Source organism: Lysinibacillus sp. 1 U-2021 (genome assembly GCF_029916965.1).
Classification (GTDB): Bacteria; Bacillota; Bacilli; order Bacillales_A; family Planococcaceae; genus Lysinibacillus; species Lysinibacillus capsici.
Genome location: NZ_CP123966.1, coordinates 4,196,713 through 4,220,057, shown reverse-complemented (window position 1 = coordinate 4,220,057; position 23,345 = coordinate 4,196,713). Strand labels below are relative to the sequence as shown.

Here is a 23,345-nt window from a genome sequence, read left to right as displayed (position 1 = left end):
GTTTTTTTAAAGATGTACAGTAAAAAGGTAATGAAATTTTTTCATTCTTTTGTTATCATTATTGATAATGATAATGAAAGGGGTTATAAAAAATGAAATTACACTATGGTTTTGAAGACTTAAATCAAATTGATTGGGCAAGCATATTACCCATTCTTTTACCATTTGTACTCGTAGGTTTTTTACTTATCACTATTGCACTAATAGATTTATATAAACACAGAGCTAGTAGAGAAAACATACTAATGTGGGCCATTATTATTTTGTTCTTTAATACAATTGGTTCTGTTCTCTACTTCGTGATGGGTAGAAAGGATGTCAATAAACGTGCGCTTAGAAATTAAAAATATTACGAAAAAATTTAAACAGAAAACGGCAGTAAGTAGTTTTTCAATGGTGATAGATTCGAATGAATGTGTAGGACTTATTGGACCAAATGGGGCAGGGAAATCCACATTAATTCAGATCATTGCTGATATTCTTTATGCAGATGAAGGGGACATTGTACTTGATGGGCAAAAAATTTCAAAGATGAAAAATCATATTGGTTATTTACCACAGTATCCTAATTTCTTCTCGTGGATGACAGCATCTGAAACTTTAGCCTTTATGGGGACACTTTCGGGTATTTCGAACGATCAATTACAAAAAGATATCCCGATTCTTCTGGAAAAGGTGGGCTTAGGAAAAGAAGCACATGCTCATGTTGGAACATTTTCAGGAGGTATGAAACAGCGTCTTGGAATCGCACAAGCTTTATTACACAAGCCAGCTTTCATCATTATGGATGAACCAGTTTCAGCCTTAGATCCAATCGGTAGACGTGAAGTGCTGAATCTATTAAAAGACATAAAAAAAGAAACGACCATATTACTTTCTACACATATTTTAGGCGATGCGGAGGAAGTTTGTGAGCGCTTTGTGGTCATTAAAAATGGTTACAAAATAGAAGATGCAACAAAATTAGAGTTACTTAATCGCTATCAAGATTCAGCTATCTTTTTAGCGGTTCAAAAGAAAGATGTTAAGTGGCTAACAACGATTGAACATTTACCTTATGTAAAGAGAATCGAAAATTGTGGGGATGGTTTTAAAGTATATGTCAATCACTTGGAAGAGGACGCCCATCGATTGCTCAAGTACGGATTGGATTCAAATGTACTATTTACAAAGTTTGATCTTGGCCTTCAAGAAAGCTTAGAAGAAATATTTTTAGAATTGGTGGTGTAATTTGAAGTGAATACATTTATCGCACTAAGTAAAAAAGAAATGAATCAAATGACAAAGGAATATAAAGTCGTTTGGCTACCAATCGTCTATATCCTTCTAGGTTTAACTCAGCCGATTACGATGTATTTTTTGCCTGCTATTTTACAATCAATGGGTGGTATAGAAGGGATTATAATTGATCCAACAATGGCAAAGCCAGGGGGAGAAGAAGTGCTTGCTTCAACCCTTAATTCGCAATTTGACCAATTAGGTATAATCATCCTTGCTATTGCAACGATGGGTATAATTCAAGGAGAAAAAGCCAATGGAATGATGGCCTTCATTTTAACAAGGCCAGTATCAATCACATCCTACTTAAACAGTAAACTCCTTACGCATTATGCTTTAGCTGTCCTATGTATTACGCTTGGCTATGCAATGTCTCTTGGCTATACATCTTATTTATTTACCTCTGTACCGATAACACGCGCATTGATAGCTCTAGCATTTTATTGTATTTGGCTGTTGTTTGTCATTACATTTGTTGCCATGATGAGTACATTTTTTAATAGTACACCATTTATTGCGTTAATTAGTATTGGTGTCTTATTTATTTGTCGTTTTTGTGCTGGCTTACATCCATTCTTAGATGTCATAAATCCAGCTAGTAATAGTTTGTATGCTACAACGATAATAATGACAGGTGACATTGAAAAATGGTATAGCTTTAATATAATTGTCACACTGTTACTTGTACTATTCATGATGGCTATCATGCATCATTTTATTGCCAAAAAGAAATTTTAATATGGAGGAAATCCTCGACAAATGAATGTAAAAGTAAATCGAAGAAGCAAAATTCCATATTATCAACAACTAACACAGCAGTTGCTTTTATCCATAGCGACTGGAAGCTTAAAAAAGGGGGACCATTTGCCTTCAATTCGCCAGCTAGCGGCACAAACAAACCTCAATCTGCATACAGTTCATAAAAGCTACAAAGAGCTTCAAAAAAAGGGGATCATCACCATTAAGCCTCAGTCTAGAGCATTTGTGATCGTAGATCCTAATAAAGCAACGACTATTTCATGTCACCAAATAGCTATGAAAGTGGAGCAATTATTGATAGAGGCTTATATTTTAGGCATGAAAAAATCTCAACTAAAAGAAATGTTTTATGACATTTTACAAAAGTATTATACGGAGAGTGAAAGAGATGGCTACTGATAACCTAGTGACCATCTCTTACTATTTTTATTAAATTAAATTAAAAACACAGCAACTATCGTTGTCACAATCAGTCCAATGACTACAGGAATTAAATTTCGTCTTGCCAGCTCAAATGGGCTGACATTACAAATAGCAGCTGCTGGGATTAATGCCCAAGGAATTAGTGTACCACCACCAACGAAAGACAAATTATTTAGCTGAAACAATTAAGATTTCTCTTGCTTGCTTAGTACTATGATATTCATCTTTTGTGTCAATTACTAATTGTTCAAATACCATAGTCATTATTTGTTTACGTTCAAAATCATTTGCGTGCAACCACAATCTATCGATGTTTCGGATTATGGACTTTAATTCTTCATTATTACGGGTATTGTTTTTTTGTATATTCTTTATTTCACGCTGTAATTCCTTTTCCTTTTCACGTAATTTTTCAGTTTCGTGAATTAATTCATCTATATCAATAACATCATTTTCGTACATAGTTTTTTTCTTTTTCATCAATTTCTGAACAGATGACAATTCACTTTCTAATGTAGAAAGAAGTTCCGTTGAATATTCCGATTTCCCTTCATTACTTTTGAAATCACCAATTAATTCGTCCCATTGAGCAAACACTGTTTTTACTAAATTGTCCTCTAATATAATATGACTAGTACAGTTTTTACCAGCCTTTTTACCTGAACATCGATATGTCTTTTTATCACCTGACTTATGCCCAGACATCGAATGACCACACCTTGCACATTTTAATATCGATGAAAAATAATAATTGCTCGTTTCTCGTTTTCCTCCAAATTTCCTTCGTTTATCCAATGTGTCTTGTAGTGCCCAAAACTCATCTCTCGGTATTATTCTATCGTGATTACCTTCGTATAAGTTTTGTTCACGGGGAGGTTTTTTATACTCTTTGAGGTTCTCACTGAATGTCAAATAACCTGCGTAAACAGGATTGTTTGCTATATCTCTTACTGAATCAACATGCCAGTCACTACCTTTTCTAGTTTGGTAGCCTTTAAAAGACAACTGTTTTGCAATTGTGTAAAAACCAAGTGTCTTAGATAACTCAAATACTTCTTTTACAACCTCAACTTCATCTTCATTAACAATTAGCTGTTTATCTACTATTTTGTATCCATACGGAGGAGTTCCACCCTTCCATAGACCTAGCTTAATTTTCTTTTCCATTCCCATTCGCACACGTTCTGCTGTGTTTTCGCGTTCCCATTGTGCTATGGCTGCAACTAGTGTAATGAATAAACGTCCCATAGCATTAGTCGTATCGTAAACTTCTGTTGCACTTTTAAACTTACATTCGTATTTGTCTAATTCTTGTAAGATTGAGTAAAGGTCAACAACAGATCGAGTTAATCTGTCTAATCGATAGACCAATACAACATCAATGCCACCTTTTTTTACAATATTTACCATCTCTTTAAATTGTGGACGGTTTAAATCTTTAGCGGAGTAACCGTCATCTATGAATTGTTTCACCATTTCCCAACCTTGAGAGATGCAATATGCTTCTAATTTTTCAATTTGTGCTGCAATAGAATATCCGTGCCTAGCTTGTTCATCTGTACTAACACGGACATAAATTACACATTTCATAAGAACCTCCTTTTATAAAATATATAAGAAAAGAGCTAGACGAATGAGTCTGCTCTTTTTCTGTTTGATTGATTAGCGCTAATTAATCAAAATCCATTATTGCTCGTATAACTTTACCAATGATTCTAGCTGGGTTGCTAGGGCTTACAACAATAGGTTCATAACTATTGTTATCAGGCATTAATAATACAATGCCGTCTTGCTTTTTTACTCGTTTGAGTGTAGCTTCTTCATCGCCATTAACTAACACTGCTGCTATCTCACCATTCTCTACATCAGATTGAGCCCTAACCAAAACTTTAGAACCATTCATAATTGTCGGCTCCATACTATCGCCTTTAGCTTTTAATGCAAAGATTTCACCACTAGGTAAGTATTCAGCAAACTCGTAAGTATATCCCTCTATGTTTTCTGTTGCTAGGATAGGATCACCACATGCGATAACTCCTAAGATAGGTATTTTTACAAAGTTAGGTTCTACAGGAATTAGGTTTGAAATTCCTTTACTTTTAAAAGAAGGGTCAATGGCAGATTTCGGAACATTAAATACTTCTGCTAATTTTTCAACATTACCTGGACTTATTAGAGTTTTGCAATTTTTGTAATCTGATAAAGTGCTTTTAGATATACCACTTTCCTCGCTTAGTTTAATCAATGTAAAATCCTTTAATTTTCTAAGAGCTTCGATATTTTCTGATATTTGTTTTTTTAATGGTAAATCTCTATCGAATTCTTTTTCCATCATTGTTTCACCTCCTCCCTACCATTATATTATATCCGAAAAAATACGGAAAAACAATAAAAAATCCGAAATAAAACGGAAGGTTAAATAATTATTATTTTAATTCCGAAAATAATCGGTTGACATTCCGAAAAAACTCGGATATTATAGAACCACACAGAACGAAAGAGGTGAAATTATGTCGATTAGAATTACGCTCCGAGCGGCTAGAGTTAATGCAGGTTTAACTTTAACAGAAGCAGCCAAAATGTTTGGAATCAATAAAGATACACTTTCTAAGTATGAACAAGATTCAACAAATGTACCTCGAACATTTATGTTGAATATCGAACAGCTTTATAAAATTCCAATTGAAAATATTTTTTTTGGCAAACAGTCCGAGTTTTTTCGGAAATTTGAAAGAATAGCTTGATTTTCTAATCATCAAATGCGCTGTGATACCGAGCCAATGACGGTATGAGTTTTTAATGAAAGTTGAGGTGAGAACACGTTGAAAGACGCCATCTATTTTTATAAAGAAGATGGAGAAAACAACATTGTACTAGTTAGTAGTTATAACGAGGGTGATGTTAGGGGAGTAATTTTTAAGCCTCCAGTAATATTAGAACGCATAATTAATGATTTTCCAAAGGCTAAAGATAATTTATACGTTCTAATTGATGGTGTGGTTTTTAAATTAAAAACCTAATTGTTTTTTGACAAGTTCATTCAAGATGGTGGATGCAATAGTGGACATTAAAGAAATGGATACACTAGAGAATTTAGAAACCACAGATTTAGTTTCTTTCCAAACTTTATTGTCTCGGATGGTGTCAAGGAATAAATGACCATCCCAAGTCAATGCGGACAGAGTTAATTCCATAAGTTCATCTCCAGCATATAGTGGCTCGCCTAATAAATACCGGGCTTCTATTAACTTTAAAATGCTGTAGATTACAGTGTCCTCACCAAATTTCTTTATACAATCTAATTGTTTTATTTGGTAGAAATATAAATCGTCATTTAAAGTCAGTTTTTCTTCTAATTCAAGTAAAACAGCTCTAACACAATCTTGATTTAGTTTCATTATGTATCACCTGCCTTTCTATCCAAATTGTAACAAAAGGAAGGCGAAAGGAGGAAAACAATTTGAATTTAACAGTCATTCAACTACGTGGCAAGCGTGTTTTAACAACAGCACAACTTGCTGAACAATATGAAACAGATAATCGACGTATTTCTGAAAATTACAATGCTAATAAGAGCCGTTACACAGAAGGGAAACATTACTTCGCTTTATCAGGAAATGAAAAAAGAGAGTTTTTAAACCATACGGAAATTACGGATGGTTCAAAAAATGCCCAAGTACTTTACCTCTGGACAGAAAAAGGAGCGTGGCTACACGCAAAGTCGCTCAATACTGACAGAGCATGGGAAGCCTACGAATTGCTTGTGGATGAGTATTACAAGGTGATTGAACAACCACCACAATACAACAGTTTAGAGCTAGCGCTAAAAGCAGCTTTGGAACATGAACAGGCTATCAAGGAGATCAAGACAGATGTGGATTACTTAAAAGAAAGTATGCGAATAGATGGGCTACAACAACAAGAAATCCAACACTCTGCTAAACAATCCATTGTACAAGCACTTGGAGGGAAAGATTCAATTGCTTATCAAGAAATCAGTAAAAAAGTGTTCTCCGCATTCTGGAATGAGTTCAAGCAATATTTTAAAGTTCCAAGATACGGAGATATACCAAAAGTAAAGTATGAGGAAGCATTAAGATTCATTAGCTTATGGAGGCCTTCCACATCACTTCAGATTGAAATTGACAGTTGTAATAGCCAAATGGCTTTCGGGTAAAATCAGACAAGCCTATTCGACATATTCTGATAAAAAGGGGTGTGATTATGAAGGGGTTTAAAATGACAGAAGAAAAAGTGCGTAAACTGTTACCAGTTGTAGAGAGTATTTTATCTAGAGAGTATGGTAGGAAAATCACATTGAAAGACTTATCAGTTGGAGGAATCACGGTTTATAAAAAAGATTGCGCAAAATAGCGCAGTCTAAAGAAGTTTTGTACAAGCGTTAAGAGAGGTGAAACCAAATGAAATACAAAGTAGCTGATTGGAATGCAATGTCAGATGAGGTTAAGCAGATCGAATTGAATAAGCGAGCGAAAAGGGGGTCGTTAAAGTGCTAACAGTAGAAGAAATTCGTCAAAAGCGCAAATCAAGAGGGTTAAGTATTACTCAATTATCAAATTTAAGTGGTGTATCACAACCATACATTTCTCAAATTGAGAGTGGCGAAAGAGTAGCTACAGCAAAAACTCTAAACAAATTGCTTGAAGCATTAGGCGTATCAAAACTGTATTCATTACGAGCTCAAGGATATCTAGATGAAACAGACATTCTTGCATTATTAGATGAGAATAAGCGTTTTAGAGAAGCACTTGAGTTTTATGCAAACGATGAACTATATCCTGATGAAGATTTAGGGGTTATTGCACGCAAAGCACTGGCAGGTGAATCAGATGTCCAACGGAAACAAAATCATCACACGTAGTAATAGCAAAGTTATGATTCGATATGGTGAATTACCACGTATATTAAATGCTACTGAAATTCAACAATGGCACCATATTGTAGCGAAGATTGAGCGATTTCAAGATAGCGAGTTGGAGAGAAAATGAATGAAGGAAGGTGAATTAGATGGCTCATTATGAGTGTAAATATTGTGATTCATGTTTCGGATCAACAGTTATTGATGGTGACAGAGTTTGTATTGGATGTGGTGCTGAATGGGCAGATGCCAAAATTCTGGTAGATGATGAGGAAGATGGTGAGTAAATGAAAATTAAGCCTGTACCAGTAACACTAATCGCAAAGGTAATGATTAAAGTAGCAACATCACGTCAGAAGTAAATCTATCAAACTATTTGGAGGTTGGGAGAATGAAAGCAGTAATCAATGTTAAGGGTACGAAATTATCAGTTCTATCAATTCATTTCCGCGAAACAGGTAAGGCATTATCAGTTTATGCAAAGGATGAAAATGGTCGTGAAACTCGCTTTGTTGATAAGTCACATAGCCAGTATGACACTTCTCCACATATTGCCTTAGAAAATTTGGATGCAGCACTCGAATATCCAGAGCTTGAAGCAAGGATTGTGGAAGGCAACAACAGGCTCATTAAACACCTCGAAGATATGCAAAAAGAGGAAAACAACAAACTCACTGATATTGCGATTGATGCAATGGAAAGTGATCCGAATTTGCCATTTGATAATCACTTAGCTGCAAAACAACATGAGTACAAGCTTTTACAACAAAGAGTATTTGGCATTATTGATGCTGTGGAAGAAGTCAAAGCATTCATGGAGGGATATTACGCAAATGTCGATGATCAATCACCTGAAGCGTAAATCAGTCATTTCTAAGCTAAACAAATTGGGCATCCACAGTATTGAAGGACAACCGTTAGAGGATGTTTTGTATTCCACGCTGCTTAAAACACTGGCGCTAAAACGTGCTGCTCAATCATGAAGGGAAGTGAAATTGATGGTTGGTGAAGAAATTCGGAGATTGAGAAAAGAAAAGGGAATGACACTCAAACAACTAGCTAACAATATAGATTTGTCACACACATACTTATCGCAAATTGAATTGGGAGATAGAAACGTTTCGCTAGAAATGTTATCAAAATTAGCTTCTGTTTTAGAAGTTTCAAAACTTCATCTATATAAAGCAGCTGATCTTTTAGATGAAACAGACATTCTTGCATTACTAGATGAGAACAAACGTCTACGTGAAGCACTAGAGGATATAAGTTGCCATGTAGATACTCACTTACAAGTCATTATTAGTAATGCATTGGAAGGTGATAAATATCGAATTTGATGAAATCACAACTAATTTCTCAAGAAATATTCGGGAGTTAAGAAAAAGACATAAGTTAACACAAAAACAATTAGCTGCAATCTTGTGTAAGAAAGAATCAACCATAAGAATGTGGGAACTCAATAAAAATGAACCGTCTCTTACGACACTAGTTAAATTATCAAAAATATTTAATGTCTCAATAGATGAAATGATAGGAGTGAATAAGTTATGAAATCAACAGGTATGATTCGGAAGGTAGATAGTTTAGGACGCGTGGTTATTCCAGCAGAACTAAGAAACGTTTTAGGGATTGATAAGTTAGATCCATTAGAAATTTTTACTGATGGGGATAAAATTGTTATTCAAAAATATCAACCAAATGCTGAAAAAGAAGAAGTTACAGCAGAGTTAGAAAAGTTGGTAGCTGAAGCAAAAAGCCAAAATGCAATTGATGTACTACAGCGAGCTATCAAGTTGATTAAGTAGGTGATCCCATGCGTATAGGCCACATACACGCTGATGTATACGACCGTGAATCAGATTACTGGCAAGACATCGAGGATGCAGAAAATGCCCAAATTGAGGCAAAAAAAAGCTTGTCAAAGGCGGCAACCGATGACAAGAAAAGTAAGACTATAGATATTGGTAGTGTACCACAGGAGGATGCAAAATGACAAAGTTTAATGTTGGGGATAAGGTAATTTTCAATAAAGAAAACGCGCATGTTGCTAAACAATTTGATTACAAAATAAACAAACCATACGAAGTGCAAGAAGTTTTCCCATTCCATCATACTGTTCAAATTATTAATGAAAAGGGTTCATCACACTCGTTTGATGAAGAAAGATTTGAACTAGTTGAAACAAAGCCAACCAAAAATCAACGCATCACAGCATTAGAAAACGAAGTAGCTGAATTAAAGCTAATTGTTCATGAATTACGTGATGGCCGTAAAACAATGCGAGATGTGATGAACGAAGTGTTGAGTGAGCCTTCCACACCTACTGTGGAGGACATCATTGAATTTGAAGGTCAGCAATATCGCAAGGTTGATCGTGAAGTGTATGAGGGTGATGTAATTGTTTTCTACGGAAGTAGACATCCTCAAATTACAGACGGAAAACCGTACAAAGTTTTTAAGGGTAAAAATATTGAAGAAAATAAGTTGAGTCATACAGCAGATTCTGGTACTGAATATCCTGTAGATGGAGAATATGTAGATGGATATTATGTCTACGAACTAATCAAAGGCGGACTGAATCCTCAAATTCCAATAGTAGATGAAACAATTGAACCACTAACACCAAATCAACAACGTTTTTTAACTATTATAAATGCGAAAAGATATGTTGCAGAAAGACAAGCAGTAATGTTATTTGGTCATGTTGATTTCATCGTTAATACAGAAAAAAGAACGATAGTGGCTTTATTAAAACTATTGGGATTAAACCAAGTAGTAAAAAGAGGTATTGCCAAATGTAATCCATCAGACGTATTCAACGAACACATTGGAAAAGCCATTGCACTAGGACGAGCGCTTGGTCTTGATGTGAGTGAGTTTGAACAGTCGGTACAGCCAAATGAAGTTGTACTTGGACATATTATTGTTTGGAATGAATCGCCTGATGAACCACACGAAGTTGTTACAAAAAATGGAGATTGGTTTGATTTCATTTATCTGAAAGACAATAAACGTTACAACAACCACGAATATTGTGAGATTGAAGAATTTACTACTATCCTAAACGACAGTAACGCTAAATACGAGGTGGAATCATGAGCATATACACACTCAAAGAACTAAATGAAATGATGTATAACCTTCAACAATTAATACTGGATGGAGCAGATGAAGAAGAATTAAAAGGCTACATGGATACTATCTCACTTGAACGTGAAGCAAAATTAGAAGGTTATGCGATGGTCATTAAGAATTTAGAAAACGAAAATGCAGGCATTAAAGCTGAAGAAGAACGTTTTGCTAAACGCAGAAAGTACAACGAAAATGCTATTGCTCGTATGAAGGAACGCATGGCCGAAACATTAGAAACCGTTGAACCAGATGCCAAAGGTGTGAAGCGTTTGAAGACTGAAAAATTTACATTCAGTTTCCGCAAATCATCTAAGGTTGAAGTCTCAGATATTGATTGCCTTCCACAACAATTTATAAAGGTGGAACGTACTATCAGCCGTTCTGAATTAGCTAAAGCACTAAAAGCAGGTGAGCAAATTGAAGGTGCTCAACTTGTTGAAAATCAATCGTTAAGTATTCGATAGGAGAGGGAAAAATGAACCGTTATTTCGTTGCGTATAAACACACAGATGACTATAACTACGAAACTGATGAGCGTGTAACTTCAGTGGACAACAAGAAAGATACATTGGAATTATTGTCTTCTATCATTTCTTGTGAAGATGATGAATTAATTTCAATTGTACATTATGACTTTGTTTCTCATACTTCAAAAGTGTTGAAACCAGCCCTTAATTCAAAAATGAAATTGGACCTAGTGGAGGTAGAAAAATAGATGGCAAAAACATTACTTAACCAAAAAGAACGTTGGTATGCAGATTCATCAAAAGAGGCAGAGGAAATTGTTGCTGAAGCAAAACAGGATGATTCATTAACAATGCACAAGATTAATGAAAAGCACAATTCAAAAGGTTTCTACTTTCTTGTAGACCTCGAACGCACATACAGCACAGCTAAGGAAGAAATGGAAAAGCGTCCTGAAAAGGATGATGCACCAGAAGGTCAAATGAGCATTGATGAAGTGCATGAAGGTGTTCCATACACAGTAAATCATGATGGCAGTGTAACAGTTGAAAATGATGAAGAATTACCAGAATTCAAGGATCCATTCGCAAATGCTGAAGCGAAACCAGATGCATCTACTGAAAACGTACCATTTTAATAGAAAAGGAGTGTGGAAGGCATGCAAGTATCAAGCACAGCAGACATTAAAGCAGACGCATCCACTTGGTTGCTTTACGGCAATCCTGGTATGCGTAAAACAACTACTGCTAAATATTTAGAGGGAAACACGCTTTACATTCCAATTGATAAAACTGAAATTGTTTTAGCAGGAACGCCAAATATTGATATTGTTAATTTCGATTCATATGATGCGTGGAATGCATGGAATCAACTAATGATCGATTTGAAAAATGCAGACCTATCTAAATACGACACAATCTTTTTTGATAACGTTTCAGAATTAACACGTTCGATGCTAGCGAACTTGGGCCGTGAAGGTAATAACAATCGAGTGCCTTCACAAGGTAACTATCAGCAAATTGATTTCTTTATCATCGACAGCGTGCGTTTTATCCAAACTCTTGGAAAACGAGTGGTTTTTACAGCTTGGGAAATGACAGATGCATGGAATTTACCAAGTGGACAAATCGTCAATCGGGCTTACCCAGATGTACGAATTAAGATTTTGAATAACTTCATGGGATTATGCCAGGTAGTTGCGAAATCAGTTATCAATGAAGAAACAAAAAATTATGGTTTCATTTTAGAGCCGTCGCCATATGTTTTCGCTAAAAATCAATTAGATCAACGAAAAGCATGTGCACACGAGGATATTTTTAAAGTTGGCTATCAGCCTTCCACAAACAATGAAGAAACAGGGGGAAATAAATAATGTCATTTTTTAAATTTGATGAAGAAAAAGTTGTATCGGGGTTTGAATTAGTAGCAGAAGGAAAATACGAAGCGATAGTTTTAAATGCGGTAGCTGGGAAAACTCAAAAAGGTGAAGACAAAATTACACTTGATTATGAAATCCGATCTGATGTTCCTCAAAAACATCAAGGTGCAAAAATCATGTTTGACACTTTCACATTCTCGAATGAAATTGCTGCAGGTATCGTTCAGTCATTATTAAAAGCAACAGGCTTTGCAAACGGCCATCCATTCCAATCGCCTCAAGATATGGCCAATCAATTAATCGGTCGAAGCTTACAAATTACTGTTAAGCACGAAGAATATGAGAAATTGGTTGATGGTAAAAAGGAAAGACGTACTTCCGCAAAAGCAAAATACTATGATAAATCGGTTGTAAATCCACCACAATCACCAGGAGCGCCAATCACAGTTGGAAGTGACGATCTTCCATTCTAAATAAAACTTAATAGAGAGGTCTGTTTTTGCGGACTTCTCTTTTTTATACCCAAATTTTACGGAGAAGGTGGTACAAATGGCAGAAAAAGTGAAAAGGAAGGTTTCTCAATCAGTAGCCGATGCAATGCAAGAATTAGAAGAATGGATGGGTGTAGATAAAGAACGATCTGAAAAGGTATTAATAGTTGCTCAATTACTTGCTTACGGTTATGAGGTTGTTCCTGCACCTGAAGAACAATTAAAAGACTATTACAGGGGATTAGATATCGTTGGAACACAAGGTGATCATTTAATTGCAGAAGGTATTCAAGATACATTACGTATTCTTGGTATCAAAATAAAAGGCATCAACGAATGAAGGTGAAAGGGTGAGATAAATGGTCAAAGAAATTGCGTTACAGAATGGCATAGTAGCACTTGTGGATGATGAGGATTTTGAGAGAGTTAATCAATATATTTGGAGTATCAATTTAAGTAACAGGAAAACTAACAGAGTTGTGCGAAACCGTACTCTTAATATAACTTTACAAAGATTTATTTTAAGCGAAGAAATCCCACTCTCTCACACGATTATTTTTGTGAATAAGGATGATTTAGATTTCAGGAAAGAGAATCTACTTATTGCTAGCGCGAAGGGTATGTCAGTTAGAAAAAAAGGTAATAAAAATAGCAGTTCGATATACAAAGGTGTGAGTTGGTGCAATAGGAGCTCTAAATGGTTAGCTCAAATTCAAGTAAACGGAAAAAGTTATCACTTGGGTTATTTTACAAACGAAGAAAAAGCAGCTCTTGCATATAACGAAGGGTCTAAATTTCACTTCGGAGAGGATGCGTTCCAAAATGAAATAGGCGAAATCAATGCTTCGGCAGACTACGAATTACAAGTGGCGAAGAAGCCTAGAACAACACTTAATCCAACATCTATATTTAGAGGGGTTTCATTCAACAAAGCTTCAAATATGTATATCGCTCAAACTAAATTTAAAGGTAAAAATTTTTCGATGGGATTATTTTTTGATGAAGTTGAAGCTGCTAAAGCGTATGACCAAAAATCTTACGAGTTGCGTGGAGATAAAGCTGTTTTAAATTTTCCTGAATTGGTTGATGAATACAAGGTGATGAAATGAAAACGCCAATAAATTTTAATGAAATACCTTCAGAATTACGACTATTACCCCAATGGATACTTTGGCGTAAGGAAGAAAAAAGTGGCCGTTACACAAAAATCCCATATCAAGTAGATGGGAATGAAGCCAGAAGTAATGATCGCCGTACATGGTCCACATTCGCAACAGCAGCTAAGTTTTATACAGAATCGAATGCAGATGGTATTGGATTCGTATTCTCGCGCCAAGACAACTACATTGGCATTGATATTGATAAGTGCGTTACTTATGCAGCAGATGATACGAATAAAGTAAATCCAATCATTAACGATTTTGCTAAAGAGATTATTGATACGCTGGATAGCTACACGGAATTTAGTGTGAGTGGTACAGGCATTCACATCATCATCAAAGGTAGCCTTCCACAGTCTGTAGTTGGTACAGGGCGTAAAAGTACAAAGTACGGCTTAGAAATTTATCAATACGGCCGTTACTTCACAATGACAGGCAATCGTGAAAATTCAAATGACATTTATGAGCGTTCTGAAGAAGTAGCTGAAATCCTAGAAAAGTATTTTGATGACAGCGACATAAAAGGCCGTGTGAACCTTGCAGAATATGAAAATGATGAAATTAAGCTATCAAATGATGCCCTTTGGGAAAAAATGTTTCGAGCAAAAAACGGTGATGAAATTAAGGCTATGTATGATGGAAACATCATTAAAACTGATATGCATGGCAATCCAGACCATTCAGCTACAGATCAAGCTTTGTGTAACCATTTAGCTTTTTGGACAGGAAAATCTTCTATTCGAATGGATACGATGTTCCGCGAAACAGGACTTATGCGTGATAAATGGGATGTAATCCATTTCAGTGATACTGGTGAAACATACGGTGAACGTACCATTGCAGAAGCTATTTCTTCCACTACAACTACTGTGTTGGACCATCAAAATGACAGCGAGTTTTCATTCAACTTCCACAGTGATGATGTGGTGGCAGAGGAAGTAGATAAGCCAGCTCGCAAATTTAAGTTAACGGATCTTGGAAATGCAGAGCGAATAGCGTATGAATACGGCCATGTAATTCGTTATATTCCATCGGTTGGTTGGTATATCTGGAACGGCAAGTATTGGGAGTTTGACGAAAAAGGAAAGCTTCATCGAATTGTAGCCAAAGTCGTTCGCAAGCTTGGTGAATCAGATGATGAAACGGAACAAAAATGGGCTAGACATTGCGAGAAACATAATGTGCGAGAAAGTGCTATTAAGGATTTGAAAGTATTGGTTCCTGGAGATCGTAGCGACTTTGACCAACATAAATATTTGCTCAATGTTGCAAATGGAGTTGTAGACCTGAAAACAGGAAAGCTACAACCGCACGATAGGGAATTAAAGCTAACTAAAATAACGAACATTTTTTATGAAGAAAATGCTAAATGTCCGAACTGGTTAGCATTTTTGGACCAAATATTTTTGGGAGATAAAGAACTAGCAGAATACATGCAGCGATTGATTGGCTATAGCCTCACTGGTGATATTTCAGAACAAATTATGATGTTCTTAGTTGGTGGTGGTAGTAACGGTAAATCAACCTTTATCAACACAATCAAAGATCTTGTAGGGGAATATGGCAAGCAAGCTAAGGCAGATACTTTCATCAAGAAAAAAGAAACAGGTGCCAATAACGATATTGCGAGGTTAGTAGGTTCACGTTTTGTATCAGCGATTGAATCAGAAGAAGGCGAAAAGCTATCAGAATCATTCGTAAAGCAAATTACAGGTGGAGAGCCAGTGTTAGCTCGTTTCTTACGACAAGAGTACTTTGAGTACATTCCAGAGTTTAAAGTGTTTTTCACGACTAACCATAAGCCAATCATCGGTGGCTTGGATGAAGGTATATGGCGCCGCGTAAAGTTGATTCCATTTGATTTAAATTTGCCAGCGCATAAACGTGATAAAAAGTTACCTGAGAAGTTGTCGTTAGAAATGAGTGGAATACTCAATTGGGCAATTGAAGGCTGCTTAAAGTGGCAGAAGGACGGTTTAATTGAGCCAGCAGTGGTGGCAAAAGCAACGGGTAACTATAAAGAAGACATGGACATCCTTGGACCGTTTTTAGCCGAATGTTGCTATGTAGATAAAACTAATGAAAATATCAAAATCGAAGCCAAAGAATTATATACCGTCTATGACAGTTTTGGTTATAAATCAGGTGAACGCACAGTGAGTAACCGTAGTTTTTATCGAATGTTAGAAACGAAAGGCTTTAAAAAAGAACGTGGTACAGGAAACAAAAACTTTTTCATTGGAATTACTTTACAAGAGCGTGCCCCTAAAGGAGTTACTTTTGAAGAAAAAATAGTTACAAAAGAGGCTGAAAATACGTCATTTAAGCTAGTTTAGTAACTTTGAGTTAACAAAGTAACTCTCATTAGTAACTCTCGGAAATTCAGTCATATCAATGGTTTAAGACTATTTTTATATTACTAAAGTTACTTTTGTTATTTGGTTTTTATATTAATAAAAAAATAAAAAATATAAATATATATATATATAAGAGCGTAATACCCAAACGCCAGTAACAAAAATAACGAAATTGACTTAAACCCTTGGGACTGTAAGGTTTGGGCGAGTTATTTTAAATAACTTTAGTTAACAAACGGTACTAAAACAGTAGTTTTTTAAGAATTAAGTAACCACTATAAATGTAAGGAAGTGGTAAACGGTGGTTTTGCATGTATTATCACAAATTTGGAAATCTGGTGCTGAAATATATCGTGATGAATCAGATGGTAGATTATCGCTCAAAAATGCGAAGTTGGTGCCAGAGGAAGTATTAAAGGCTGCTGATCCGATTTTCGGTGAAATAGAAAAATGGTTCAAATCATGGGAAGAAGCTAAAGCAATCGATAAACACATTCGAATGATGATACATCAAGCCTGTGGATGGCAGCACAATCCGAAGTTGAATAAATGGATATGCGAGGACGTTGATTCATTAATGTTGTTCATGGAGTGGCAAGAAACATTAGCTAAAAACGGATGGATCGACATTTACACAGACTATCGACAATTTGAAAATGAAGCATCAAATATGATGAAGAAAAAATTGTACGAGAGTGCTGTTTTATACGCTAATCAAAATAAGTGATTTACAGCCGTTTTAAGACGTTTTAGAGGACGGATGATAAATATATCTAACTTTAAAATAGAACGTCTGTACGACGTTAATTTCAAGGCAAAACGAGGAGGTAATAATCATGATAATGATTACATTTGTTAATTCACAAAATAAAACAATCAAAAGAGTTTTCGAACGTACTTTCATCGAAGGTAATTCAACAGTTGGTGTAGTTGGTAAATGCGACTGTTATAAAAATACTTGTGATTGTGTGACTTTTTGTAAAATTCCACATGATCGGATTTGTAAAATCGGAAATGTGCAAATCATTGAAGGTGATTCACAATGATTCACTACGCTTACACCGATTCAGAGCTAAACAAAATCATGAAAACCATGACAATCGTGGTTGATACACGTGAACAAGTAAACGGCCATATCCTTGAATATTTACGCAGCAAGGATGTGCCAATCAAATTGAAAAAGTTGGACACTGGTGATTACACGGCTATGCTACCGAAAAATGAAGAGCTTGGTATAATGCGAGACATTTATTTAAACAGTGGAGTTGAACGAAAGGCCAGTGTAGACGAGATAGTAGGCAACTTAGGTAAGGACGAGCGTACACGCTTTGAAAATGAATTAATTCGAGCGAAGGATATGCCATTCACAATCTTACTTGAAGATCCAGAAGGCTATAAGAAAATACTAAACGGAACCTACAGAAGTAAATACGATCCACTTGCATTGCTTGGCTCGTTGAATACTTTCAAGGCTCGTTACGGCTTTGAAATTGTCTACTTAGATAATAAGTTTAGTGGAAATTGGATATATCACCATTTCTATTACCAAATGAAGAACTACCTAAAGAGAGGAGCATTTTGATGCAACCAAAAATGTTGAATGACTTTATGTATGCGTTGATGAAAGAAGCAAGACGAGATTCTTTTCGAGAATTTCTAGAGAATTGGGAAATTACCCAATAGGAATACGAAGAAATAGAAGCATGGTTCAAGAATAAACTAGGAATCAAATTATAGGGGTTCGCACTATGAACATGCGCAATGGGATTCCTATTGTTCAGTCGGTGAAGAAGTCAAAACAGCCACAGGGTAGATTGTGGAAGGCCATACCTAATCCATTTACAAAGTATATCGAGTTGTTCATGACAGTCGATGGATGCGAAGTCAGTATTATCATGCCTTACGATTTCGAATGGATTCAGCAGTATTTAAACGAAGGCTGGATTGAGAGAGGAGTGTGGGATGTAGATGAACGCAGAAATGCTTGAAAAACGTGTAGCAATATTGAAAAAGGTTGATGCACTTACAAACAAATGTAATTATCAGGCAGCCAATGAATATAATCATTGTTCAAATTGTAAACAGCTCCGCAAGTATGGCGACAAGTTAATGAAACTGGTGAATAAGCGAAGGGTTATTAAAGCTGTTTCAAAAAATAAAAAGTCTGGTCCAAAGCTAATAACTACTCTGACTAAAGCTGAGTATTTGGATTTAAAAAAGGATAGAAAATTGGATAGAGAAATCGCTGAAATGTACAAAGTATCACCATGCACAATTAGAAACTGGAAAAAGAAAAATGGAATTATTACTAAGAATAATTTGAGAAGAAGAAAGGTGATAAGTTGATGCCAACAAATGAGCATATCAAGAATACTGAGAATAGACCAGATTCAGATCACTATCATGAAGGCAAAATTGATGTGTGGACGTTTGCTGATGAAAATTTCAACTTAGATGAATGTATCGGTTTTCATAGAATCAATGCAATTAAATATCTAACTCGATATGGAAAAAAGAATGGCTATAATGCTCGAGATTTAGAAAAAGCAATTGTTTATATAGAAAAGCTAATTGAATTGAACAAATCCAAAATGGAGGAAATGCAAAATGAACATGAATGAGTATCAGTTGTTAGCTACGAGAACAGCAGCTAAACACGATAACGAACTAGTTAATTACGGACTAGGTATAGCAGGTGAAGCTGGAGAGGTTGCTGATTTAATTAAAAAGGCAATGTTTCATGGTCATGTTATTGATCAAGTAGAAGTTAAAAAAGAGCTGGGTGATGTGTTGTGGTATCTAGCTAATATAGCTAGATTAGCAGGTTTGTCACTCGATGAAATTGCAGAAGCGAACATTTCCAAATTACAGAAACGATATCCTAATGGATTCAATGTTGAGGATAGTAAAAAGCGTGTGGATACGGTGAAGTAGATAAAAAATGTGCAGTAGTGATTTGCGGGAATTGGGCAAAAAGAAAAGAACGCCCAAATGGACGCCCTCTAAAAAGTGATTCTTATTACTGTGCTGTCACTGTCACACTTGTGTCCGCGTATCCTGTTGCTTTTATTGTATATGTTATTAAACCGTAGGGACCGTGAATTACTAAGTAAGGAGCAAGCTTAATGTTCTCATAATTGATTTGAGCTGTAGAAATCCAATCCTTAAGAAGAATTCCATTAGAATCTAAAACCACTACGCTTGTAATAGCTGCTCGCCACTGTGGATCATCTGTGAACGTGAATTCAATAGGACTATAGTATGCAACAATTCCATTATTAGAACCTACAACTGTTAAAGCTGGTGCTGGTAATACTACGCTATTCTCGTCTTATACCTTCTCTATATATCGGTTTTATAACGAGCCTTCACCATGCAGGCGACTTTCATCGCACACGGCGATCCGTCAGCGATAAAAATACGAAACTTAATTCCCCACATCTAGCATAAAACACAAAGGTTAAAATTAGGTTGAATTTTTAAAACTTTTTTTATTTTTTCGTTACTGCACATTATGAGGAAATAAACAAACAAGGTAGGTGCTGCACATGCCTATGTTATCGCATAGTGAAGCACAAAATGCAATCTATAAATTGTGGAGGGCATATGAGTAAATTATCAGCAGTACAAAATAAAACAATCGAAGAATATTGGTCAAGTTTAGATGATCTTAAAAAGCAGTTACGCTATCGAGAATGGGAATTGCTAAATGCATATCAAGAAACTGATACAAATATCGGTGGTGGTAAAGCGAATCGTATTTCTGACACGACAGGTAATAAAGCTATTATTCTTGCAGAAGATAAAAATTATCAGCATTTGAAAAACATCATCACAACACTTGAACAGCTTTACAAAGAATTAGATCATGACCAAAAAACAATTGTGGACATGCGTTATTTCGATAAACAGGAAGCATACGAATGGTCTCATGTTGCAGATAAATTATATATGTCAGTACAAAGGGTATTGCGTAAACGTAATATGCTGATTGATGAAACGGCTAGAAGATTGGGGTGGATATAAACAAGATGTCATTACACGAATGATAAAATATTATTATATTATAAACTTATTAATTATGGTCTAATTAGTATATATTGGTACAAAAAATGGAGGTTATTTAATATGTCATATTTGATGAAAGAATTAGACCAACTCATTTCTAACAGAACCTATGATTTTTATAGTGGTACACCTTATGCAAAAGAAGTAGCAATTCCTGAGGCAATAGAAGGTATAAAAGAATTAATCAAAGAATCCTCTGATGAATCATATAATTCACATGGATTAAATTTAAAAATAATAGCACTTTTGGAAGATTACAAGGAAAGTGTTAAAGATGAAATTGAAGAATATGAGGATTACCCATCTACTATGGATATGGATAGTGAGGATACAGGTCTAAAAGGAAACGAACTTTCCCTCAATTCTAAATATGAAATCCTTAGCTTCATTGAAGAACTTAAAACCAACGTGTATTAATTGTATTAAGCGTAATTGTGCCATATAGTGAATTACGCAAAAAAACAGTGTAAATTGATATTATCAAGTTTTATCAAAAGCGCACGGAAATGCGTACAAAATTTCCATTACAAAATAAACACGTTCGCTTGTACGTGTATGTCGGAAACAAGCAATTGAGACTACTAAATTGGTAGTCTTTTTTTATAATGACAATTTGACCCTTTTGTACTATTATGTACTAAAAGAAGGGAGATGTTTGTATGAATTTGAATAATTTAGGAATATCGAATTTACCAAAGCCTGAATCTATATTTAAACCACCGAATGTTGATTTTACTAATCCTAATTTAGCTAGTGAATTTCATAAAAGATTAGTTGAAATGATTAATGATTTCGATGATAAACTAGCTGAAACTGAGGAAGTTGGTATGCGATTAGTATCATTTGGACAAACAATCCAATTTCATGTAGAAAATATCGGATATTATAATCCTAGTTTGATTACATTCTACGGAAAGACTGGAGATGGTAACAAAATCGAACTAATCCAACATGTTACACAAATCAGCTTTTTATTAATGGCTGTGCCTCGATTAAATCCTGAAGAACCAAAGCGAAAAATCGGTTTTGGAACTGAAGAATAATAAAGCAATAGAATTTTTAACTAACAAGGATAGTATGTTCCATTAAGTTGGGAGGTTAGAATGATGTATTTAATTGAATACACAATACTAAGTGAAAGAAAAACATCTACCGTGATATTGGATTTGGAAAATGAACCTGAATATTACGATACACCTGAAGGTTCTCAGATATTAAGAAAGAAAATTTCAAGTGCTGAAAATATTGCACTTAATAGTTTCTCTATAGGAGAAATTAGAACAGTATTAAATCAAGTCGTACTCAATTGAGTGCGGCTTTTTATTATGCCTTGAGAGGTGGATTAAATGGATAAAGAAACAGTTTTAAAACCATTAGAACGGTTAATCGCTTTGTTATCTAATACTGAGTATGAATCAGAAGTGTTGGAAGTTAAAAAAGAAATAGAAGCTATCTGGGATGAAGAAGAATTCCAATTTCACGCTAACTACATTTTGGATTAATTTAAGTCAAAAGCTAAACAGATTATAGAAATTAATTAATATCTATACTATGAATTGTGGAGGGGGATGAACAATGAAGATTGGTTACAGATGTATGGACAATACTGCTCATTCATTTAAGTCTAGAAGTAAACACATGGATGGTGTACGTTGCCCTATTTGTCAACGTCCAGTGTTGCCTACAGGATTTGATGAACTTCAATACAATCAATTACCTTATTACCACGACTTGAAAAAGCGATGTGCGGATTCTAAAAGAGAAGTTGATTTAAAGCGACTAGATAGTATTAAGAAGTCAGGAATATGGACTGCTACTAATAACAATGGTTCAGGTGAGTTTGTAAGCTGTGTTCTTAAAGAAGATTTTAATTGGTTGGTAGAACAACTTGAAAGACGTATGAACAAAGGTTTATGAATTGTGGAGGGATGAATAATGAAGATAACAGAAGAATTGATTCCATTAATTGAAAAAGCATTAGGTTTTAAATTATATAAATGGCAACGAGCTTATTTATTAGAAAAACCTTATTCAGAACCTTTAGAACGAGCAACAGGAAGAACAACAGTTTATGTCATTAAATTACTACTGACTAATCGTGAACCTATCAATATCAAGTTTGACGCTATGAAATACAAAGATCATCGTGGTGTGCATTATACAGATTTCTTTCGTAACTTTATGGGAGAGATAGATGCGAAGTTAACTGCTGTTGGATTACCTACTCGCACAGTTAAACCGAAACAAAGTCGAGGTGTCACAATCGAAGTAGGTGTTGATACTGACAAACTACAATTAAAGCTACGAGCAATTGCAAAACATGTAGGTGCATTGGCTGATGAGTTGGATGGCATCGATAAAGGAATAGGATGCGATAACTGTGGAAGCTATTATGTTTATGAAACAGGGCCAGAACGTTTAGCTTGCGGTAATTGTGGAAGTCAATTTCATATAACGAATGCAATGTTATACAATGAATCGCCAACACGATTAGAAGGCAGTGAATAATGTTGAATCAAAGAGAGCAAAGTATTCAACGTCTATCTGAAGTCTTTTCTACTGAACAAATAGCTGCTGTACTTATTGGAGTATTAGAAGGTATTGCTAAATATAAAGGTGAGGATAAAACAATCTTTGTGAATAGATGGATCGATTCAACAGTAAATCAATTAACAAAACGGTAAGAAGGTAGGGAGAAGAAATGGAACCAATCTTTACTAAATGCAACAAGTCTTGTGGTCATAGGTTCTACGTCCAACACTTCAAGCTAGATAAGCTGGATAACACTGTACAGAAGACATACTTCACCTGTCCTAACTGTGGACGTGAGTATGTCTGTTTTTATACCGACGAGTCAACACGTAAGCTACAGGCTAAGATGCGTGAGCTACACCGTAGGATGAAGTGGGCTGATGCGGATAGGTTAAAGCAGTTGGTACAGGAAGAGGCACAACT

45 protein-coding genes are annotated in these 23,345 nt (G+C 35.3%); 40 read left to right on the top strand and 5 right to left on the bottom strand.

What is annotated here, in order from left to right:
- Nucleotides 1–92: 92 nt before the first annotated feature.
- From QH639_RS22495 to QH639_RS22480, 4 genes are read left to right on the top strand one after another with little or no spacing between them, the layout of a single operon-like run.
- Nucleotides 93–344, top strand: a complete 252-nt coding sequence (locus QH639_RS22495; RefSeq protein WP_131519597.1) for a PLD nuclease N-terminal domain-containing protein — start codon at nucleotides 93–95, stop codon at nucleotides 342–344.
- Complete coding sequence (locus QH639_RS22490; RefSeq protein WP_259419217.1) at nucleotides 328–1,230, top strand: ABC transporter ATP-binding protein; 903 nt, start codon at nucleotides 328–330, stop codon at nucleotides 1,228–1,230. Before QH639_RS22495 ends, QH639_RS22490 begins: the two co-directional genes overlap by 17 nt.
- Nucleotides 1,231–1,236: 6 nt before the next feature.
- Nucleotides 1,237–2,016 (top strand): ABC transporter permease, encoded by a 780-nt coding sequence (locus QH639_RS22485; RefSeq protein WP_131519599.1) that lies wholly within the window; start codon nucleotides 1,237–1,239, stop codon nucleotides 2,014–2,016.
- A 21-nt stretch (nucleotides 2,017–2,037) separates the two neighbouring features.
- Entirely contained in the window at nucleotides 2,038–2,436 is a 399-nt protein-coding gene (locus tag QH639_RS22480; RefSeq protein WP_103117679.1) for a GntR family transcriptional regulator, read from the top strand.
- A 35-nt stretch (nucleotides 2,437–2,471) separates the two neighbouring features.
- On the opposite strand, the gene QH639_RS22475 is transcribed toward QH639_RS22480, so the two are convergent.
- The 3 genes from QH639_RS22475 to QH639_RS22465 all read right to left on the bottom strand — a co-directional run bounded on the left by QH639_RS22475 (nucleotide 2,472) and on the right by QH639_RS22465 (nucleotide 4,795).
- Nucleotides 2,472–2,645: a hypothetical protein gene (locus QH639_RS22475; RefSeq protein WP_281116233.1), complete on the bottom strand. Its 174-nt coding sequence runs from the start codon at nucleotides 2,643–2,645 to the stop codon at nucleotides 2,472–2,474.
- Nucleotides 2,629–4,050 carry a recombinase family protein gene (locus QH639_RS22470; protein ID WP_281115311.1) on the bottom strand — a complete coding sequence of 474 codons (1,422 nt, stop codon included), beginning with the start codon at nucleotides 4,048–4,050 and terminating at the stop codon, nucleotides 2,629–2,631. The genes QH639_RS22475 and QH639_RS22470 overlap by 17 nt, the downstream gene beginning before the upstream one ends.
- Before the next feature lie 82 nt (nucleotides 4,051–4,132).
- Nucleotides 4,133–4,795 (bottom strand): LexA family protein, encoded by a 663-nt coding sequence (locus tag QH639_RS22465; protein ID WP_281115310.1) that lies wholly within the window; start codon nucleotides 4,793–4,795, stop codon nucleotides 4,133–4,135.
- Nucleotides 4,796–4,970: 175 nt separating this feature from the next.
- Here QH639_RS22465 and QH639_RS22460 point away from each other — a divergent pair, with 175 nt between their 5' ends.
- Both QH639_RS22460 and QH639_RS22455 read left to right on the top strand, forming a co-directional pair.
- Complete coding sequence (locus QH639_RS22460) at nucleotides 4,971–5,204, top strand: helix-turn-helix transcriptional regulator (protein ID WP_281115309.1); 234 nt, start codon at nucleotides 4,971–4,973, stop codon at nucleotides 5,202–5,204.
- A 78-nt stretch (nucleotides 5,205–5,282) separates the two neighbouring features.
- A complete protein-coding gene (locus QH639_RS22455; RefSeq protein WP_281115308.1) occupies nucleotides 5,283–5,480 on the top strand; it encodes a hypothetical protein in 198 nt (65 codons plus the stop codon).
- Here QH639_RS22455 and QH639_RS22450 read toward each other — a convergent pair.
- Nucleotides 5,469–5,858 carry a DUF2513 domain-containing protein gene (locus tag QH639_RS22450; protein ID WP_281115307.1) on the bottom strand — a complete coding sequence of 130 codons (390 nt, stop codon included), beginning with the start codon at nucleotides 5,856–5,858 and terminating at the stop codon, nucleotides 5,469–5,471. The genes QH639_RS22455 and QH639_RS22450 overlap by 12 nt on opposite strands.
- Nucleotides 5,859–5,920: 62 nt before the next feature.
- Between QH639_RS22450 and QH639_RS22445 the strand changes: the two genes are divergently transcribed.
- The 26 genes from QH639_RS22445 to QH639_RS22325 all read left to right on the top strand — a co-directional run bounded on the left by QH639_RS22445 (nucleotide 5,921) and on the right by QH639_RS22325 (nucleotide 19,256).
- Nucleotides 5,921–6,637: an ORF6C domain-containing protein gene (locus QH639_RS22445; protein ID WP_281115306.1), complete on the top strand. Its 717-nt coding sequence runs from the start codon at nucleotides 5,921–5,923 to the stop codon at nucleotides 6,635–6,637.
- Between the two features lie 62 nt (nucleotides 6,638–6,699).
- Entirely contained in the window at nucleotides 6,700–6,834 is a 135-nt protein-coding gene (locus QH639_RS22440) for a hypothetical protein (RefSeq protein WP_281115305.1), read from the top strand.
- Nucleotides 6,835–6,970: 136 nt separating this feature from the next.
- Nucleotides 6,971–7,342, top strand: coding sequence for a helix-turn-helix domain-containing protein (locus tag QH639_RS22435; protein ID WP_281115304.1), 372 nt, complete (start codon nucleotides 6,971–6,973; stop codon nucleotides 7,340–7,342).
- Nucleotides 7,311–7,469 carry a hypothetical protein gene (locus tag QH639_RS22430; RefSeq protein ID WP_281115303.1) on the top strand — a complete coding sequence of 53 codons (159 nt, stop codon included), beginning with the start codon at nucleotides 7,311–7,313 and terminating at the stop codon, nucleotides 7,467–7,469. The genes QH639_RS22435 and QH639_RS22430 overlap by 32 nt, the downstream gene beginning before the upstream one ends.
- Before the next feature lie 19 nt (nucleotides 7,470–7,488).
- Complete coding sequence (locus QH639_RS22425) at nucleotides 7,489–7,626, top strand: hypothetical protein (RefSeq protein WP_281115302.1); 138 nt, start codon at nucleotides 7,489–7,491, stop codon at nucleotides 7,624–7,626.
- Between the two features lie 104 nt (nucleotides 7,627–7,730).
- Nucleotides 7,731–8,201 carry a hypothetical protein gene (locus QH639_RS22420; protein ID WP_281115301.1) on the top strand — a complete coding sequence of 157 codons (471 nt, stop codon included), beginning with the start codon at nucleotides 7,731–7,733 and terminating at the stop codon, nucleotides 8,199–8,201.
- Between the two features lie 136 nt (nucleotides 8,202–8,337).
- Nucleotides 8,338–8,676: a helix-turn-helix domain-containing protein gene (locus QH639_RS22415; RefSeq protein WP_281115300.1), complete on the top strand. Its 339-nt coding sequence runs from the start codon at nucleotides 8,338–8,340 to the stop codon at nucleotides 8,674–8,676.
- Entirely contained in the window at nucleotides 8,645–8,890 is a 246-nt protein-coding gene (locus QH639_RS26575) for a helix-turn-helix domain-containing protein (protein WP_481817308.1), read from the top strand. Before QH639_RS22415 ends, QH639_RS26575 begins: the two co-directional genes overlap by 32 nt.
- The gene (locus tag QH639_RS22410) at nucleotides 8,887–9,144 is read left to right on the top strand and encodes an AbrB/MazE/SpoVT family DNA-binding domain-containing protein (protein ID WP_281115299.1); all 258 of its coding nucleotides are present in this window, start codon (nucleotides 8,887–8,889) and stop codon (nucleotides 9,142–9,144) included. The genes QH639_RS26575 and QH639_RS22410 overlap by 4 nt, the downstream gene beginning before the upstream one ends.
- An 8-nt stretch (nucleotides 9,145–9,152) precedes the next feature.
- Nucleotides 9,153–9,332: a hypothetical protein gene (locus QH639_RS22405; protein WP_281115298.1), complete on the top strand. Its 180-nt coding sequence runs from the start codon at nucleotides 9,153–9,155 to the stop codon at nucleotides 9,330–9,332.
- On the top strand, nucleotides 9,329–10,438 hold the full coding sequence (locus QH639_RS22400; protein ID WP_281115297.1) for a 3'-5' exonuclease family protein: 1,110 nt from the start codon (nucleotides 9,329–9,331) through the stop codon (nucleotides 10,436–10,438). The genes QH639_RS22405 and QH639_RS22400 overlap by 4 nt, the downstream gene beginning before the upstream one ends.
- Nucleotides 10,435–10,935, top strand: a complete 501-nt coding sequence (locus QH639_RS22395; RefSeq protein WP_281115296.1) for a siphovirus Gp157 family protein — start codon at nucleotides 10,435–10,437, stop codon at nucleotides 10,933–10,935. The genes QH639_RS22400 and QH639_RS22395 overlap by 4 nt, the downstream gene beginning before the upstream one ends.
- 11 nt (nucleotides 10,936–10,946) lie before the next feature.
- Complete coding sequence (locus QH639_RS22390; RefSeq protein ID WP_281115295.1) at nucleotides 10,947–11,186, top strand: hypothetical protein; 240 nt, start codon at nucleotides 10,947–10,949, stop codon at nucleotides 11,184–11,186.
- The gene (locus QH639_RS22385) at nucleotides 11,187–11,573 is read left to right on the top strand and encodes an organic solvent tolerance protein OstA (RefSeq protein WP_281115294.1); all 387 of its coding nucleotides are present in this window, start codon (nucleotides 11,187–11,189) and stop codon (nucleotides 11,571–11,573) included.
- Between the two features lie 21 nt (nucleotides 11,574–11,594).
- A complete protein-coding gene (locus QH639_RS22380) occupies nucleotides 11,595–12,308 on the top strand; it encodes an AAA family ATPase (RefSeq protein WP_281115293.1) in 714 nt (237 codons plus the stop codon).
- On the top strand, nucleotides 12,308–12,787 hold the full coding sequence (locus QH639_RS22375; protein ID WP_281115292.1) for a DUF669 domain-containing protein: 480 nt from the start codon (nucleotides 12,308–12,310) through the stop codon (nucleotides 12,785–12,787). The genes QH639_RS22380 and QH639_RS22375 overlap by 1 nt, the downstream gene beginning before the upstream one ends.
- 76 nt (nucleotides 12,788–12,863) lie before the next feature.
- On the top strand, nucleotides 12,864–13,145 hold the full coding sequence (locus QH639_RS22370) for a hypothetical protein (RefSeq protein WP_281115291.1): 282 nt from the start codon (nucleotides 12,864–12,866) through the stop codon (nucleotides 13,143–13,145).
- 19 nt (nucleotides 13,146–13,164) lie between these two features.
- The gene (locus QH639_RS22365; RefSeq protein WP_281115290.1) at nucleotides 13,165–13,914 is read left to right on the top strand and encodes an AP2/ERF family transcription factor; all 750 of its coding nucleotides are present in this window, start codon (nucleotides 13,165–13,167) and stop codon (nucleotides 13,912–13,914) included.
- Entirely contained in the window at nucleotides 13,911–16,301 is a 2,391-nt protein-coding gene (locus QH639_RS22360; RefSeq protein WP_281115289.1) for a phage/plasmid primase, P4 family, read from the top strand. Before QH639_RS22365 ends, QH639_RS22360 begins: the two co-directional genes overlap by 4 nt.
- 322 nt (nucleotides 16,302–16,623) lie before the next feature.
- Entirely contained in the window at nucleotides 16,624–17,049 is a 426-nt protein-coding gene (locus tag QH639_RS22355) for a hypothetical protein (RefSeq protein ID WP_281115288.1), read from the top strand.
- 109 nt (nucleotides 17,050–17,158) lie between these two features.
- Complete coding sequence (locus QH639_RS22350) at nucleotides 17,159–17,368, top strand: hypothetical protein (protein ID WP_281115287.1); 210 nt, start codon at nucleotides 17,159–17,161, stop codon at nucleotides 17,366–17,368.
- Complete coding sequence (locus QH639_RS22345; RefSeq protein ID WP_281115286.1) at nucleotides 17,365–17,904, top strand: ERCC4 domain-containing protein; 540 nt, start codon at nucleotides 17,365–17,367, stop codon at nucleotides 17,902–17,904. The genes QH639_RS22350 and QH639_RS22345 overlap by 4 nt, the downstream gene beginning before the upstream one ends.
- 166 nt (nucleotides 17,905–18,070) lie before the next feature.
- Nucleotides 18,071–18,310 (top strand): hypothetical protein, encoded by a 240-nt coding sequence (locus QH639_RS22340; protein ID WP_259419035.1) that lies wholly within the window; start codon nucleotides 18,071–18,073, stop codon nucleotides 18,308–18,310.
- Nucleotides 18,291–18,668 carry a hypothetical protein gene (locus tag QH639_RS22335; protein ID WP_281115285.1) on the top strand — a complete coding sequence of 126 codons (378 nt, stop codon included), beginning with the start codon at nucleotides 18,291–18,293 and terminating at the stop codon, nucleotides 18,666–18,668. Before QH639_RS22340 ends, QH639_RS22335 begins: the two co-directional genes overlap by 20 nt.
- The gene (locus QH639_RS22330; protein ID WP_259419033.1) at nucleotides 18,668–18,943 is read left to right on the top strand and encodes a DUF3310 domain-containing protein; all 276 of its coding nucleotides are present in this window, start codon (nucleotides 18,668–18,670) and stop codon (nucleotides 18,941–18,943) included. Before QH639_RS22335 ends, QH639_RS22330 begins: the two co-directional genes overlap by 1 nt.
- A complete protein-coding gene (locus QH639_RS22325) occupies nucleotides 18,930–19,256 on the top strand; it encodes a nucleoside triphosphate pyrophosphohydrolase family protein (RefSeq protein ID WP_281115284.1) in 327 nt (108 codons plus the stop codon). The genes QH639_RS22330 and QH639_RS22325 overlap by 14 nt, the downstream gene beginning before the upstream one ends.
- Nucleotides 19,257–19,341: 85 nt before the next feature.
- Here QH639_RS22325 and QH639_RS26570 read toward each other — a convergent pair whose 3' ends face one another.
- Entirely contained in the window at nucleotides 19,342–19,572 is a 231-nt protein-coding gene (locus tag QH639_RS26570) for a hemoblobin-interacting domain-containing protein (RefSeq protein WP_481817333.1), read from the bottom strand.
- Nucleotides 19,573–19,928: 356 nt separating this feature from the next.
- Here QH639_RS26570 and QH639_RS22320 point away from each other — a divergent pair, with 356 nt between their 5' ends.
- From QH639_RS22320 to QH639_RS22285, 8 genes are all read left to right on the top strand, one after another.
- Nucleotides 19,929–20,348: a transcriptional regulator gene (locus tag QH639_RS22320; protein WP_281115283.1), complete on the top strand. Its 420-nt coding sequence runs from the start codon at nucleotides 19,929–19,931 to the stop codon at nucleotides 20,346–20,348.
- 102 nt (nucleotides 20,349–20,450) lie between these two features.
- Nucleotides 20,451–20,807, top strand: a complete 357-nt coding sequence (locus tag QH639_RS22315; RefSeq protein ID WP_259419029.1) for a hypothetical protein — start codon at nucleotides 20,451–20,453, stop codon at nucleotides 20,805–20,807.
- 242 nt (nucleotides 20,808–21,049) lie between these two features.
- Complete coding sequence (locus QH639_RS22310; protein ID WP_281115282.1) at nucleotides 21,050–21,433, top strand: DUF6173 family protein; 384 nt, start codon at nucleotides 21,050–21,052, stop codon at nucleotides 21,431–21,433.
- A gap of 60 nt (nucleotides 21,434–21,493) precedes the next feature.
- Nucleotides 21,494–21,700 (top strand): hypothetical protein, encoded by a 207-nt coding sequence (locus QH639_RS22305; protein ID WP_281115281.1) that lies wholly within the window; start codon nucleotides 21,494–21,496, stop codon nucleotides 21,698–21,700.
- 36 nt (nucleotides 21,701–21,736) lie between these two features.
- Complete coding sequence (locus QH639_RS22300) at nucleotides 21,737–21,892, top strand: hypothetical protein (RefSeq protein WP_281115280.1); 156 nt, start codon at nucleotides 21,737–21,739, stop codon at nucleotides 21,890–21,892.
- Between the two features lie 73 nt (nucleotides 21,893–21,965).
- Nucleotides 21,966–22,307, top strand: coding sequence for a hypothetical protein (locus tag QH639_RS22295; protein ID WP_281115279.1), 342 nt, complete (start codon nucleotides 21,966–21,968; stop codon nucleotides 22,305–22,307).
- A gap of 18 nt (nucleotides 22,308–22,325) precedes the next feature.
- Nucleotides 22,326–22,898, top strand: a complete 573-nt coding sequence (locus tag QH639_RS22290; RefSeq protein ID WP_281115278.1) for a hypothetical protein — start codon at nucleotides 22,326–22,328, stop codon at nucleotides 22,896–22,898.
- Nucleotides 22,898–23,074 carry a hypothetical protein gene (locus tag QH639_RS22285; protein ID WP_281115277.1) on the top strand — a complete coding sequence of 59 codons (177 nt, stop codon included), beginning with the start codon at nucleotides 22,898–22,900 and terminating at the stop codon, nucleotides 23,072–23,074. The genes QH639_RS22290 and QH639_RS22285 overlap by 1 nt, the downstream gene beginning before the upstream one ends.
- Nucleotides 23,075–23,345 lie beyond the last annotated feature (271 nt).